At 39.0% G+C, this 14,715-nt stretch carries 9 protein-coding genes and 2 pseudogenes; 5 read left to right on the top strand and 6 right to left on the bottom strand.

Annotation, left to right across the window (positions count from 1 at the left end; all coding sequences use genetic code 11):
* The 6 genes and pseudogenes from V757_RS22760 to V757_RS22785 form a co-directional block, all read right to left on the bottom strand.
* A pseudogene (locus V757_RS22760) lies at positions 1-403 on the bottom strand (ABC transporter substrate-binding protein); the annotation flags it as partial.
* Between the two features lie 231 nt (positions 404-634).
* Positions 635-2,233, bottom strand: a complete 1,599-nt coding sequence (locus tag V757_RS22765) for an ABC transporter substrate-binding protein (protein WP_023951489.1) — start codon at positions 2,231-2,233, stop codon at positions 635-637.
* A gap of 345 nt (positions 2,234-2,578) precedes the next feature.
* On the bottom strand, positions 2,579-4,177 hold the full coding sequence (locus tag V757_RS22770) for an ABC transporter substrate-binding protein (RefSeq protein WP_023951491.1): 1,599 nt from the start codon (positions 4,175-4,177) through the stop codon (positions 2,579-2,581).
* Positions 4,178-4,388: 211 nt separating this feature from the next.
* Positions 4,389-5,987, bottom strand: coding sequence for an ABC transporter substrate-binding protein (locus V757_RS22775; protein ID WP_023951493.1), 1,599 nt, complete (start codon positions 5,985-5,987; stop codon positions 4,389-4,391).
* Positions 5,988-6,327: 340 nt separating this feature from the next.
* Positions 6,328-7,848 (bottom strand): fumarate hydratase, encoded by a 1,521-nt coding sequence (locus V757_RS22780; protein WP_023951495.1) that lies wholly within the window; start codon positions 7,846-7,848, stop codon positions 6,328-6,330.
* A gap of 118 nt (positions 7,849-7,966) precedes the next feature.
* Positions 7,967-8,741 (bottom strand): annotated as a pseudogene (locus V757_RS22785) (crotonase/enoyl-CoA hydratase family protein).
* A 162-nt stretch (positions 8,742-8,903) separates the two neighbouring features.
* Here V757_RS22785 and fumC point away from each other — a divergent pair.
* From fumC to V757_RS22810, 5 genes are all read left to right on the top strand, one after another.
* Positions 8,904-10,292 (top strand): class II fumarate hydratase, encoded by a 1,389-nt coding sequence (gene fumC / locus V757_RS22790; protein ID WP_023951497.1) that lies wholly within the window; start codon positions 8,904-8,906, stop codon positions 10,290-10,292.
* Positions 10,293-10,392: 100 nt separating this feature from the next.
* On the top strand, positions 10,393-11,292 hold the full coding sequence (glyQ, locus tag V757_RS22795) for a glycine--tRNA ligase subunit alpha (protein ID WP_023951500.1): 900 nt from the start codon (positions 10,393-10,395) through the stop codon (positions 11,290-11,292).
* A 2-nt stretch (positions 11,293-11,294) separates the two neighbouring features.
* Positions 11,295-13,433 carry a glycine--tRNA ligase subunit beta gene (gene glyS / locus V757_RS22800; RefSeq protein ID WP_023951502.1) on the top strand — a complete coding sequence of 713 codons (2,139 nt, stop codon included), beginning with the start codon at positions 11,295-11,297 and terminating at the stop codon, positions 13,431-13,433.
* Complete coding sequence (gene gmhB / locus V757_RS22805; protein ID WP_023951504.1) at positions 13,430-13,972, top strand: D-glycero-beta-D-manno-heptose 1,7-bisphosphate 7-phosphatase; 543 nt, start codon at positions 13,430-13,432, stop codon at positions 13,970-13,972. The genes glyS and gmhB overlap by 4 nt, the downstream gene beginning before the upstream one ends.
* The gene (locus V757_RS22810; RefSeq protein ID WP_023951506.1) at positions 13,969-14,703 is read left to right on the top strand and encodes a lysophospholipid acyltransferase family protein; all 735 of its coding nucleotides are present in this window, start codon (positions 13,969-13,971) and stop codon (positions 14,701-14,703) included. Before gmhB ends, V757_RS22810 begins: the two co-directional genes overlap by 4 nt.
* Positions 14,704-14,715 lie beyond the last annotated feature (12 nt).

Here is a 14,715-nt window from a genome sequence, read left to right on the forward strand (position 1 = left end):
CACTGGATACGCTTTATTAAAGGCGTTTTCTTTGTTTGCCTAGGCGATCAAACGTATATACCACGTCATCGGCATTAAATTCACGTGTTGGTGTAAAGTATTTAGTCGTATGCCATTTCACCCCTTTGCGTAGGTGGAATGTATACACCAAACCATCATCAGACACATCAAAACTTTCTGCTAACCCTGGCGCTGCTTTGGTTTCACCACGTGGGAATAACAACAAGGTGTTATACACACTTCTGGCACTCGCATCAAAGTCTGTTCCTGTATTGTATTGAGCAGAATCAAAGCCTGCTGGACTACCTTCAGAACAATAGACTAATGTACCCGCTGCTTGAGCAGAACAGGCAAAAGCACTAAATAATGCTCCATATAGAACTTTTTGAGCCACTTTCTTCATAAATCACATCCTTTTGATGGTTTTTTAACAAGCTGATTAGTTATAAAACAATCATTTTCTCTAAACAACTAGTAATTTCCCTTGCCCTTATCCATAAAGACAAAAAACCACCTCACCATAGTGCACTCTTGCACTACCACCAAGCTTTTTACTCAACCTTGGTCTACATGTTGAACAAAAAGGAGCAGCGCAAGATTTGCTCCGCTCCTTTTACATTTTTAGCTTTAAAAATTATTTGACGCTTACGCCTGTAAATTCAAATGCACCAAATGGACTAATTTTGAAACCCTCTACATTTTTAGTCGTAGGCACATTCACAATTGACGTCCCCATTGGCGAACCAGGCATTTGCTCATGGAAAATAACTTGTGCTTGTTCATACAATTTAGTTCGTTGAGCCACATCATTAATTTGACGAGCTTCAGTGATTACTTTTTCAAAAGGCTCATAACAGAAGCGGGAATAATTACTGCCTCCCACAGCTGAACAACTAAATAAGTTGCCTAACCAGTTATCTGGGTCACCATTATCACCTGTCCAACCCACCATAGCAATTTGATGTTCACCTGCTTTAGCTCGTTTTAAATACTCACCCCATTCATACGTGGTGATATTTACTTTGACACCAATCTTCGCCCAGCCGGCTTGTAGCATCTCTGCCATTAAACGACCATTTGGGTTATAAGGGCGTTGTACCGGTAAAGACCATAAGGTTGCTTCAAAACCATTAGGATAGCCCGCTTTAGCTAATAACTCTTTGGCTTTTTCAACATTGGTTTCACGAACCTTAATCTCTTTATTGAATGACCATTGGGTTGGCGCCATTGGATTAGGATTGAGCTCACCTTGTCCGCCATAAACCGCTTTTAAGATAGCTGGTTTATTCATTGCCATATCTAACGCTACGCGCACATCCGCCTTATTAAATGGCTCTTTTTCAGTATTATAGTAAACAAAGCCGACATTAAAGCCAGGCTGTGAGAGTACTTTTAACTTAGCGTCTTTTTTCATATTTTCAACATCGGCCGGCAATGGGTAAGACATGATATGACACTCACCTGCTTTTAATTTTTGATAACGAACAGACGCATCTTTTGTAATCGCAAAAATTAAGTTGTCCACCTGTGGCATATCATCTTTATTCCAATATTCTTTATTCGCTTTATAACGAATTGAGGCGTCTTTTTGATAGCGTTCAAAAATAAATGGTCCTGTCCCTACGGGTTGCTGATTAATCATTTCTGCTTTACCGTCAGCTAATAATTTATCCGCATACTCTTTGGAATAAATAATACCGATAGGCATCGCTAAGGTTTGCGTAAATGAGGCGTCATTTTTGTTTAATGTGATTTTGACTGTGTAATCATCCACCTTTTCCACAGATTTAATATTCTTGTCTAGACCCATATCCGTATAATATGGAAACTCCACTGGATACGCTTTATTAAAGGCGTTATCCTTATTGCCTAGACGATCAAAGGTATATACCACATCATCCGCATTAAATTCACGTGTTGGTGTAAAGTATTTAGTCGTATGCCATTTCACCCCTTTGCGTAGGTGGAATGTATATACCAAACCATCATCCGACACATCAAAACTTTCTGCTAATGCTGGCGCTGCTTTGGTTTCACCACGTGGAAACTGTAAAAGGCTGCTATATACGTTTCTCGCGCTCGCATTAAAGTCTGTACCAGCTGTAAATTGAGAAGAATCAAAACCTGCAGGGCTACCTTCCGAACAGTAAACTAATGTACCTGCTGCATAAGCAGAACTAGCAAATGCAGTCAGTAGCGCTGCCCCTAAAACTTTTTGTGCTACTTTTTTCATAAATCGTTTCCTTTTAATAATTGTTAATATATCTTACAGTTATAAAACAATTATGCCTCATGAGCAACTAGTGATTTCCCTTGTTTTCTATGCACGATAAAAGTAATTTGCACAGAATAAAAGCATTTTATGCATAACATTAAAGAGAATTGTTCAAGAGGAGCTATGCTTACATAGTTAAAAAACCGCTAATGATGCTAAACACTAACTCTAAGCGATAACCAACAATTATTAATCACCATTGCTATACCACTAAGCGATATTTTTAAACATAAAAGAAAAGAGTGGGTGCAATAATTACTCCCACTCTCTATTAAAAGTTAAAAATTAAACAAATAACATTAATTACTTAACACTAACACCAGTAAATTTAAATGCGCCAAATGGACTGATTTTGAAACCATCTACATTTTTACCCATTGGCACATTCACAATAGAAGTACCTATAGGAGACGCTGGCATTTGCTCATGCCAAATGACTTGTGCTTGTTCATAGAGTTTTGTACGCTCATTAGCATCTCTAAGTTCACGTGCCTGAATAATGATTTTTTGATATGGTTCATAGCAAAAACGAGAGTTATTATTTCCACCCACGCCCTCACAACCAAAGAGACCATTTAACCAGTTATCGGGATCACCATTTTGCCCCGTCCAACCAGACATCATCACTTCGTGCTCACCATCTCTAGCGCGCTTCAAATATTCACCCCATTCATACGTGGTGATATTCACTTTCACTCCAACTTTAGCCCAATCCGCCTGTATCATCTCCGCCATTAAGCGACCATTTGGATTATACGGACGCTGTACAGGTAAAGCCCATAAGGTTGCCTCAAACCCATTAGGATAACCCGCCTTGGCTAATAATTCTTTGGCTTTTTCAACATCCATATCACGTACCTTGATATCTTTGTTATAAGCCCATTGCGATGGAGGCATAGGATTAGGTGCTAGCTCCCCCTGCCCTCCATAAACTGCTTTTAAAATCGCCTGACGATTAATCGCCATATCTAGTGCCACTCTTACTTCCGGCTTGCTAAATGGTTCTTTTTCAGTGTTATAGTGGACAAAGCCTACATTAAAACCTGGTTGGGAAAGTACTTTAATATTTGCATCATTTTTCATGCTTTCCACATCAGCTGGCAATGGATAAGACATAATATTGCATTCACCCGCTTTTAATTTTTGATAACGCACAGCAGCATCTTTCGTAATCGCGAAAATTAAGTTATCCACCTGCGGCATATCGTCTTTATCCCAATACGCTTTGTTTGCCTTATACCGAATCAATACGTCTTTTTGATAACGGTCAAAAATAAATGGTCCTGTTCCTACTGGTTGCTGATTAATCATTTCCGCCTTACCGTCAGCCACTAATTTATCCGCATATTCTTTAGAATAAATTGAGCCAAAAGGCATCGCTAGACTCTGAGCAAATGACGCATCATTCTTGCTTAATGTCATTTTCACTGTATAGTCATCAATTTTTTCCACAGACTTAATATTTTTATCTAATCCCATTCCCTTAAAGAGTGGAAACTCTACTGGGTAAGCTTTATTTAATGGATTATCTTTATTGGCTAAACGATCAAAAGTAAACAATACATCATCCGCATTGAACTCTCGTGTTGGTGTAAAGTATTTGGTCGTATGCCATTTTACACCCTTGCGTAAATGGAACGTATAGACTAAACCATCATCAGACACATCAAAGCTCTCAGCTAATGCAGGCGCTACCTTAGTTTCACCTCGAGGAAATTGAAGTAATGGGTTATATACATTAATTGCACTCACATCAAAGTCGGTAGCTGATACATATTGAGCAGAATCAAAACCAGCAGGACTTCCCTCTGAACAATAAACTAGTGTGCCTGCTGCATAAACTGAGCTTGTACATATACTAAGTAATGCTACATTTAAAATAGTGTTAAACCGTTTTTTCATCAATATATTCCTTTACTTCAAATTAATAATCAAGTGCTACTTATAAAAACATATATACCTAATAAATAACTAGCAATCCCCCTTCATCTATTGATATTAGTAATTTTGACAATGAATTACGCCACTCCTCTAAATTATTGATAAAAAAGATTGAAACAAAAATATTTCACTCTTAAAATATTTAGAATTGATTGTCTAAATCATCGAATAATTATTTGATACTTACGCCTGTAAATTCAAAGGCACCAAATGGACTAATTTTGAACCCTTCTACATTACTGCTCATAGGCACACTGACGATAGAGGTTCCTATTGGTGAAGCTGGCATTTGCTCATGGAAAATAACTTGTGCTTGCTCATACAATTTAGTCCGTTGAGCGACATCATTGATTTGACGAGCTTCAGTTAATATTTTCTGAAATGGTTCATAGCAGAAACGTGAATAATTAACGCCACCAATTGCCTCACAGCCAAATACATTACCCAACCAATTGTCGGGATCTCCATTATCGCCAATCCATCCTGCCATCACGACTTGATGATCTCCTGCTTTGGCACGTTTTAAATATTCACCCCATTCATAAGTGGTGATATTTACTTTTACACCAATCTTCGCCCAGTCGGCTTGTAGCATCTCTGCCATTAAACGACCATTTGGGTTATAGGGACGTTGTACGGGTAAAGACCATAAAGTGAGATCGAACCCATCTGGATAACCTGCTTTGGCTAATAACTCTTTGGCTTTAGCAATGTCAGTTTCTCGAGATTTAATGTCTTTATTAAATGACCACTGGGTTGGTGGCATAGGATTTGGCGTTGATTCACCTTGACCGCCATAAACTGCTTTAATAATGGCATCTTTATTCATCGCCATATCTAAAGCCACACGTACATCTGCTGTTTTAAGTGGCTCTTTTTCGGTATTGTAATAAAGAAACCCAACATTAAAGCCTGCTTGTGAAAGCACTTTAAGTTTAGTATCTTTTTTCATACTCTCAACATCAGCAGGCAATGGGTAAGACATGATATGACACTCACCTGCTTTTAATTTTTGATAACGAACAGACGCATCTTTCGTAACCGCAAAAATCAGATTATCCACCAAAGGTTTATCATCCACATTCCAATATTCTTTATTCGCCTTATAACGAATAGAGGCATCTTTTTGATAACGCTCAAAAATAAATGGACCAGTTCCTACTGGTTGCTGATTAATCATTTCCGCTTTACCGTCAGCTAATAATTTATCGGCATACTCTTTGGAGTAAATTGAGCTAAAAGGCATCGCTAGGGTTTGCGTAAAAGATGCATCATTTTTGTTTAATGTGATTTTGACTGTGTAATCATCTACCTTTTCAACCGACTTAATATTCTTGTCTAGACCCATATCTGTGTAGTATGGAAATTCCACAGAATAGGCTTTATTAAAAGCATTTTCTTTGTTACCTAAACGATCAAAGGTAAACACTACATCATCCGCATTAAATTCACGTGTTGGTGTAAAGTATTTAGTCGTATGCCATTTCACCCCTTTGCGTAGGTAGAATGTATACACCAAACCATCATCAGACACATCAAAACTTTCTGCCAACGCAGGTGCTACCTTGGTCTCACCTCGTGGAAACATTAACAAGGCGTTATAAACAGGTCTAGCACTCGCATCAAAATCTGTCGCGGCAGTGTATTGTGCTGAATCGAATCCTGCTGGACTACCCTCTGAACAAAAGACCAAGGTTCCTGCTGCATTAGCCGTACAAGCAAATACACTCAATAAAGCACCACATAAAACCTTTTGTCTGATACCTTTCATACGTTACTTCCTTTTGATGACTAAATTATTCAATAGTTATAAAACATCTATTGATACTTAAAAACTAGTAATTTCCCTTGTTTAAAAATTATTTTGTTCAATTTTGGAGCCTATGACTCATACAAAAAACGAACTTATCACTATCAATAGGTACATCATACCTACTAAAAAATAATAGGCTAAAAAATTAAACAACTATGATTTTGGTCACCACTGAAGTACCTTAAATATAGTTTGAACGTCTATTCTGCCTAATCAATTTCACTGCTAATAACAACAAAAAACCCTAAAACAATGCTTACACATCATCTTAGGGTTATCATCAAACAGAAAAAAATGATTAGTCTGTCACTGGTAATTTACCAATTTTGACTTTCCACTCTTTAGGACCTGTTGTATGAACAGAGGTTCCTGTTGAATCCACAGCTACTGTGACAGGCATATCTTTCACCTCAAATTCATAAATGGCCTCCATACCAAGATCTTCAAAACCAACTACCTTAGCGGAACGAATAGCTTTAGACACCAAGTAAGCTGAACCACCTACCGCCATTAAATAGGCAGATTTATGTTTTTGAATAGACTCAATGGCGGCAGGGCCACGCTCTGCTTTACCAATCATCGCAATCAAACCTGTTTTTTCCAACATCATATCTGTAAATTTATCCATACGTGTTGCTGTTGTTGGACCTGCTGGGCCCACTACTTCATCACGCACAGGATCCACTGGACCAACATAATAAATAACACGATTGGTAAAATCGACAGGAAGTTTTTCGCCTTTAGCTAGCATATCTTGAATACGCTTATGTGCCGCATCACGACCAGTTAGCATTTTGCCTGATAATAATAGGGTTTGACCTGGTTTCCAGCTCGCTACTTCTTCCTTAGTCAAGGTATCTAAATTCACTTGTTTAGATTTATTGTAATCGGGTGCCCAATGAACATTTGGCCATAAATCAAGAGACGGAACTGGTAAATCAGCCACACCACTACCGTCTAAGACAAAGTGCACATGGCGAGTTGCTGCACAGTTAGGAATCATCGCAATAGGTTTAGAAGCAGCATGAGTTGGGAATGTATTAATTTTTACATCTAGTACGGTTGTTAACCCCCCCAAACCTTGAGCGCCAATACCAAGCGCATTCACTTTTTCATAAAGCTCAATTCGTAGTTCTTCGAGTTTATTTTGTGGTCCTCTCGCCAACAACTCATACATATCGATATCATCCATTAAAGCCTGTTTTGCCATCAACATTGCTTTTTCAGCTGTACCACCAATACCGATACCTAACATGCCTGGAGGACACCAACCCGCTCCCATTAAAGGCACTGTTTTTAATACCCAATCTACAATACTATCGCTTGGATTTAGCATGGCGAATTTTGTTTTGTTTTCAGAACCACCGCCTTTAGCAGCGACTTGCACATCAACTGTATTACCAGGAACAAGCTCTACCGACACAATACAAGGCGTATTATCACGTGTATTTTTGCGTTCAAAAATCGGATCCGATAGCACAGAAGCACGTAATTTATTATCAGGATTTAGATAACCACGACGCACCCCCTCATCACATGCTTCTTGCAAAGTACCTTTGATATCTAATTTAACATCCATCCCAATTTTCAAAAATACATTAACAATACCTGTATCTTGACAAATCGGACGATGTCCCTCTGCACACATACGCGAATTAGTTAAAATTTGTGCGATAGCGTCCTTAGCAGCAGGACTCTCTTCACGTTCATAAGCACGAGCCAGATGTTGAATATAGTCTTGTGGATGATAGTAGCTGATAAACTGAACAGCATCTGCAATTGATTGCACTAAATCAGCCTCTTTAATGACTGTAGTCATAAAAACTCCCAATAAATCCAGTTAGATAAAATTAGTTTAATCATACTGTAATTATTGGGAATCCTAAGCCTCTCAAGCCATTGCTGAGTTTATTGTAATTGAGAATTATTATTAAAAACTATTCGCCTTTCCATACTGGTGCACGTTTTTCAGCGAATGCTGTAGCCCCCTCTTTAGCATCCGCAGAGGAGAAGATATGTGCCATGCGAGGCTGTTGCAAGGCGAACATGGTTTCTGGTGTCCAGCCTTGTGACTCTATCACTACTTGCTTAATCACTTTGAGCGATAAAGGACCGTTGGCAGCAATACGTTGTGCCAATGCTAACGCGGCATCTAATGCCCGACCTGGTTCAACTAGCTCATTAACTAATCCTAACTGATGTGCACGCTCTGCCGTTAACATATCGCCTGTTAATAGCAACTCCATCGCTACATGGTATGGCACTCGTTGAGGTAAGCGTAACATCCCCCCAGAACCTGGTACTAGCCCTCTTTTTGCTTCAGGTAAACCAAACTTAGCCGTATTTGATGCCACAATCAAATCACAAGCAAGTACTAATTCAAAACCACCCGCTAACGCATAACCTTCTACCGCTGCAATCAATGGTTTTTTAGGTAACGCTTCGCATAAACCACCTAAACCTCGTCCAGGTACAACAGCACGCCGTTGAGTTCTTGCAAACTCTTTTAAATCCATGCCTGCACAAAAATGCTCTCCTTGTCCTACTTAAAATAGCCAAAGACAATTCAGGATCATTATCTAATTGATCTATCGCATCTGCCAAAGCAAATGAGGTGTCATATGTTAAAGCATTGCGTGAATCAGGTCGGTTAATTGTAATTACTAACACCTTCCCAATTTTTTCAGATAAAACTAAAGATTCAGCTGTCATCATACTTCCTTAAGCACTATATATTTTCTAAGTCTGTCTTGTATTGTATAGTCTTTTCCAAATCTTAAAAAATCGTATTAACCCTGTATTTCTTTTTTATTGGCAAAATTTTTTTAATTTACATAAAATAAAAACAATTATCATTACCAATTAGGAGCAAAAATGAACACTAGAATTGAACACGATACGATGGGAGACGTCGCAGTTCCCGCTGATGCTTATTGGGGAGCGCAGACACAACGTAGCCGAGAAAATTTTAAGATTGGTGGCGAAACACTTCCTATCCCTCTTATTCACGCCATGGCATTAGTAAAAAAAGCAGCGGCTATTACCAATGCACGCCTAGGACGTATTAAACAAGAACAAGCCACATTAATTGTACAAGCAGCTGAAGATGTTCTTGCTAATAAGTTTAATCATCAATTTCCACTGGTTGTATGGCAAACAGGTTCAGGTACTCAGTCTAATATGAATATGAATGAGGTATTAGCTAATCGTGCCAATGAATTAGCAGGTACAGGCTTAGCTGCCTATCATCCTATTCATCCCAATGATCATGTAAACCATGCTCAATCAACAAATGATTCTTTTCCTACAGCTATCCATGTTGCTTGCGCTCTTGAAATCAATCGACAACTTATCCCTGCACTAACACAACTGAGAAATACCTTACATCAAAAAGCCGAGGAGTTTTCATCCATTGTAAAAATTGGTCGTACCCATTTGCAAGACGCAACACCACTAACTCTAGGTCAAGAGTTTTCTGGTTATGTCAGTCAATTGGATCATGGACTTCAACGCTTACAAGATGCCTTAACAGGTTTATACGAACTACCTCTAGGCGGTACAGCAGTAGGAACTGGTTTGAATAGTCACCCTGACTATGCTCACGATGTTGCTCAAGAACTCAGTCAATTAAGTCAATTGCCTTTTGTGACAGCACCAAACAAATTTGAAGCGTTAGCGGCTCGAGATGCTTGCGTCTATACTTCTGGTGCATTAAAAACAATTGCTGCGAGTCTCAATAAAATTGCTAATGACATTCGCTGGTTAGCCAGTGGTCCTCGCTGTGGCTTAGGAGAGTTGCGTATTCCTGAGAATGAACCTGGATCTTCAATCATGCCTGGCAAAGTTAATCCGACTCAATGTGAAGCAATGACAATGGTTTGCTGCCAAGTTATCGGTAATGACACCACCATTACTATGGCAGGTGCATCTGGTAATTTTGAACTTAATGTATATATGCCTGTTATTGGCTATAACTTACTTCAATCTATTCGTTTACTGGGAGATGCTTGCTTAAGTTTTGATCGTAATTGTGCGGTAGGTATTGAACCAGTCAAAGAGAAAATTGATTACTTTCTACACCACTCGTTGATGCTAGTTACCGCTCTTAACCGTAAAATTGGTTATGAGAATGCAGCCAAAGTAGCCAAAACTGCCTTTAAAAACAATAGCTCCCTAAAAGAAACAGCCATTGCTCTCAATCTCTTAAGTGGTGAAGAATTTGATGAACTTGTCAAACCAGAGGATATGATAGCACCGAAATAGTTGAATTGTTTCTAGTCATTGATTATTAAGCATTTCTCAGGCTAGACCTATGATAGAATTAGACGTTTATATCTGTCATTTTTTAGCCTGAGTTAATTTCATGCTTACATTCCAACAAATCATCTTAACTTTACAGAACTACTGGGGCGAGCACGGTTGTGCGCTTCTTCAACCTTATGATATGGAAGTTGGTGCGGGTACTTCGCATACAGCAACTTTTCTGAGAGCAATAGGTCCAGAGCCTTGGTTTGCTGCTTATGTTCAGCCATCGCGCCGTCCTAAAGATGGTCGCTACGGTGAAAACCCAAATCGACTACAACACTATTATCAATTTCAAGTCGTTCTTAAACCTGCTCCACCAGAAATTCTAGATTTGTATATTGGCTCACTTAAAGCGTTGGGCATTGACCCTGCTGAGCATGATATTCGTTTTGTCGAAGATGACTGGGAAAATCCAACACTAGGTGCGTGGGGACTTGGCTGGGAAGTCTGGCTAAATGGCATGGAAGTGACTCAGTTTACTTATTTCCAACAGGTCGGAGGATTAGACTGTCCGGCAACAACAGGTGAAATCACTTATGGTCTAGAACGTATTGCCATGTATCTACAAAATGTAGAAAGCGTGTATGACCTTGTATGGACAGTTCGCCCCAACGGTGACAAAATTTATTATCGTGATGTTTTCCATCAAAATGAAGTTGAGCAATCAACCTATAACTTTGAATATGCAGATATTGATGTTCTTTTTGCTCATTTCAATGACTATGAAGCACAGGCTAAGAAACTGATGGAACTTGAAAATCCATTAGCCTTACCTGCTTATGAACAAGTCTTAAAAGCAGCACATACCTTTAACTTGCTCGATGCACGCAATGCTATTAGCGTAACAGAACGAGCAACCTATATCGGACGTATTCGTAACTTATCACGTGCTGTTGCGCAGTGTTATTACGATTCACGTGAAAAATTAGGTTTCCCTATGTTAAAGGAGAATAAATAATCATGACGAAACCTTTATTAATCGAATTAATTACAGAGGAATTACCTCCTAAAGCCTTACGCAATCTTGGGCAAGCATTTGCTGAGTCCATAGTAAATGGTTTACTCAAAGCTCACCTTATTGCTGGAGATAACGCTTCTAGTCAATTCAAAAGCTTTGCTACACCTCGTCGCTTAGCCGTTTGTGTTGATAATGTGATTGAACAAGCTCCTGATCAGGATTTTGCTGAAAAATTAATGCCTGTTAAAGTGGGATTAGATGCTAATGGCGAAGCCACGCCTGCGTTAATTAAAAAATTAGCAAGTAAAGGTTGGCAATCTCTTTCGGTCAAAGACTTAAGCCAGGAATCTGATGGAAAACAAGACTATTTAATTGCCAAAGGTACAGCACCAGGTGCTCAATTACACACTCAATTACAAGATATTTTGACTAATGCCATTGACTCATTACCTATTCCTAAAGTGATGCGTTATCAACTAGCAGATGGCAAGACAACGGTTAAATTTGTTCGTCCTGCTCACGCCTTAGTCGCTTTATATGGCAACGATGTTATCCCTGTTCATGCACTTGGTTTAACAGCTGATAACACCACCCATGGACATCGTTTCATGGGCAAAACGAGCTTTAAACTTACTTCAGCTCAAAGCTATGATGAGCAATTAAAACAAGAAGGTTTTGTGATTGCCTCTTATGACGAGCGTCTTGAAACAATCAAAGCAGCACTAAACAGCAAGGCAGAGGAGTTAAACCTAACTATTGGCGATGATCCTGCCGTTAATGACCTGTTAGAAGAAGTAACTTCATTAGTTGAACACCCAACTATTTATGTTGGTAAATTTGAGGAAAAATTCTTATCTGTACCGCAAGAATGTTTAATTCTCACCATGAGACTTAACCAAAAATATTTCCCTCTATTTGATAAAACAACTGGTAAATTAAGCCATCAATTTTTAATTGTTAGCAATATGCAAGTGCAAGACCCTCATAATATTATTGAGGGTAACGAACGCGTGGTTAGACCTCGCTTGGCTGATGCCGAGTTCTTCTTTAATACCGATAGAAAACAATCTTTAGCCTCTCGTGTCCCACAATTAGGAACAATTGTTTATCATAATAAACTAGGCACACAATTAGCTCGTGTAGAACGCGTTCAATTACTCGCTAAATACATTGCCCAAAAACTGAATGCTAATGTAGAGCATGCGGATCGTGCTGCTTATCTAGCTAAAGCTGACTTGACCTCTAATATGGTTGGTGAGTTTCCTGAGTTACAAGGTGTGATTGGTTCTTACTATGCACAAGGTGACAATGAACCTGCTGATGTAGCTCAAGCCATTGCTGATCAATACTTAGTAAAATTTGACCATACTATTACTTCAAACAATTTAACAAGTGTAGTTCTTTTTATTGCTGAGCGTATTGAAACTTTAGTGGGTATTTGGGGTATTGGTCTTTTACCAACTGGCGAACGTGACCCTTATGCACTACGACGAGCAGCATTAGGTATTATTAGTGCTTTTGATGCTCTTAATAAAGCTAACTACTTCTCCCATACCGATAAATTAACATTGAGTGATTTATTAAATTATGCTCAAAGCTTATTTGCACAAAACGGTATTACTATTTCAAGTAACACAGCAAGCGAAGTACAACAATTTATTTACGAACGCCTACGCAATCAGTTACAAGGACAATATAATCGTTCTGTAGTTGATGCTGTACTAGCACTTAACCCTGAATTGGATGAAGTACTCGCCCGAGTAGATGCTGTTGGACATTTCACTAGCCTCCCAGAAGCAGAATCTTTAGCTGCTGCGAATAAGCGTATTGGTAATCTACTTAAAAAAGTGGAAGGCGATATTGGTACAGTTAACACTAGTTTACTCACTGACCCTGCAGAAATTGCCTTAAACGAGAGTATTAATAAGGTTGAGCCTATTGCTCTTCAACATTTTGAAAAAGCCGAGTTCACTCAAGCACTACAAAGCGTAGCAGCGACCAAAGCGGCAGTGGATGCTTTCTTTAATGATGTGATGGTGATGGCTGATGATCCTGCTATTCGTCAAAACCGTTTAGCTCTACTCAATAGGCTACATAAAACCATGAATCTTGTTGCCGATTTATCTAAGTTAGCACAATGAAGTTCATCATACTTGATCGAGATGGCGTAATTAACCATGAAAGCGCTGAGTTCGTGAAAACGGCAGAGGAATGGATTCCTCTGCCGGGTAGCATTGAGGCGATAGCAAACTTATATCATGCTAAATATAAAATTATTGTCGCCACCAATCAATCAGGCTTGGGGCGTGGATTATTTGATATTCACGCTTTACATGCTATGCACAAAAAACTCCAAAATCTCCTGAAGCCCTTAGGTGCTGCGATTGATGCTTTTTTTATTTGCCCTCATGCACCAGATGAAAATTGCACCTGTCGTAAACCATTACCAGGGATGTTTAATGAGATTAAACGTCGCTATAACATTGAATCGAATGGTATTATCGCTGTAGGTGATTCTTTACGTGACTTACAGGCATCAGCAGCCGCAGGATTTACTCCTCACCTAGTATTAACAGGTAATGGTGAAAAAACCCTAGCAAATGGTGGCTTACCCGAACACACCAAAATAAGTAAAGACTTATTCACGCTTGCCACTGAATTAATCGGGGAAAATTCATGATTTTTTTACGTTCACTCGTATTTTCAATTTATCTAACAATCCTAACAATTATCTTTGGTACATTATCAGGTTTACTTTTTCTTTTCCCTTTCCACTGGCGTTGGAAAATTATTACCCTATGGAACAAAAGCATTATTTGGGGAGCCAAAGTTATTTGTGGGATACGTTATCAACTGAAAGGCACAGAGAATATCCCAGATTATCCAGCCGTTTATTTAGCTAAACACCAATCGGCATGGGAAACGATTGCTCTCCCTATATTTTTAAAGCGCACCAGTACATATGTTCACAAAAAAGAACTAAACTATATTCCTTTTTTTGGTTGGGGATTAGCGAGTGTACAACAAATTGCCATTGATAGGTCTGCACGACGAGATGCTATGCAACAAGTTATGAGCATCGGATCGCAACGTTTCAAAGAGGGTCGTAATATTATTATGTTCCCTGAAGGAACTCGTATACCTGTTGGACAACAAGGACGTTATAAAACAGGAGGCTCTCGATTAGCCACTCATCTTAGCGCTGATGTGATTCCTATTGCCTTAAATGCGGGAATGTGTTGGCCTAGAAATGCATTTATTAAACGACCTGGTCTCATTACGATCTCCTTTGGTCCAGCAATTAATTCAAAAGGACTAACAGCTGACCAATTAAATAAACAAGTGGAACAGTGGATTGAGACTGAAATGCGAGTACTAAATCCAGAAGTCTACACCTCCTCTACTATTTGATTTAATTTTCTT

It is taken from the genome of Pelistega indica, assembly GCF_000506865.1.
GTDB classification, from domain to species: domain Bacteria; phylum Pseudomonadota; class Gammaproteobacteria; order Burkholderiales; family Burkholderiaceae_B; genus Taylorella; species Taylorella indica.

What these genes read in the sequence shown, in the direction of transcription:
- V757_RS22765 (WP_023951489.1), bottom strand. Translation starts at nt 2,233, where the DNA reads ATGAAAAAAGTAGCACAAAAAGTTTTAGGGGCAGCGCTACTGACTGCA.
- V757_RS22770 (WP_023951491.1), bottom strand. Translation starts at nt 4,177, where the DNA reads ATGAAAAAACGGTTTAACACTATTTTAAATGTAGCATTACTTAGTATA.
- V757_RS22775 (WP_023951493.1), bottom strand. Translation starts at nt 5,987, where the DNA reads ATGAAAGGTATCAGACAAAAGGTTTTATGTGGTGCTTTATTGAGTGTA.
- V757_RS22780 (WP_023951495.1), bottom strand. Translation starts at nt 7,848, where the DNA reads ATGACTACAGTCATTAAAGAGGCTGATTTAGTGCAATCAATTGCAGAT.
- fumC (WP_023951497.1), top strand. Translation starts at nt 8,904, where the DNA reads ATGAACACTAGAATTGAACACGATACGATGGGAGACGTCGCAGTTCCC.
- glyQ (WP_023951500.1), top strand. Translation starts at nt 10,393, where the DNA reads ATGCTTACATTCCAACAAATCATCTTAACTTTACAGAACTACTGGGGC.
- glyS (WP_023951502.1), top strand. Translation starts at nt 11,295, where the DNA reads ATGACGAAACCTTTATTAATCGAATTAATTACAGAGGAATTACCTCCT.
- gmhB (WP_023951504.1), top strand. Translation starts at nt 13,430, where the DNA reads ATGAAGTTCATCATACTTGATCGAGATGGCGTAATTAACCATGAAAGC.
- V757_RS22810 (WP_023951506.1), top strand. Translation starts at nt 13,969, where the DNA reads ATGATTTTTTTACGTTCACTCGTATTTTCAATTTATCTAACAATCCTA.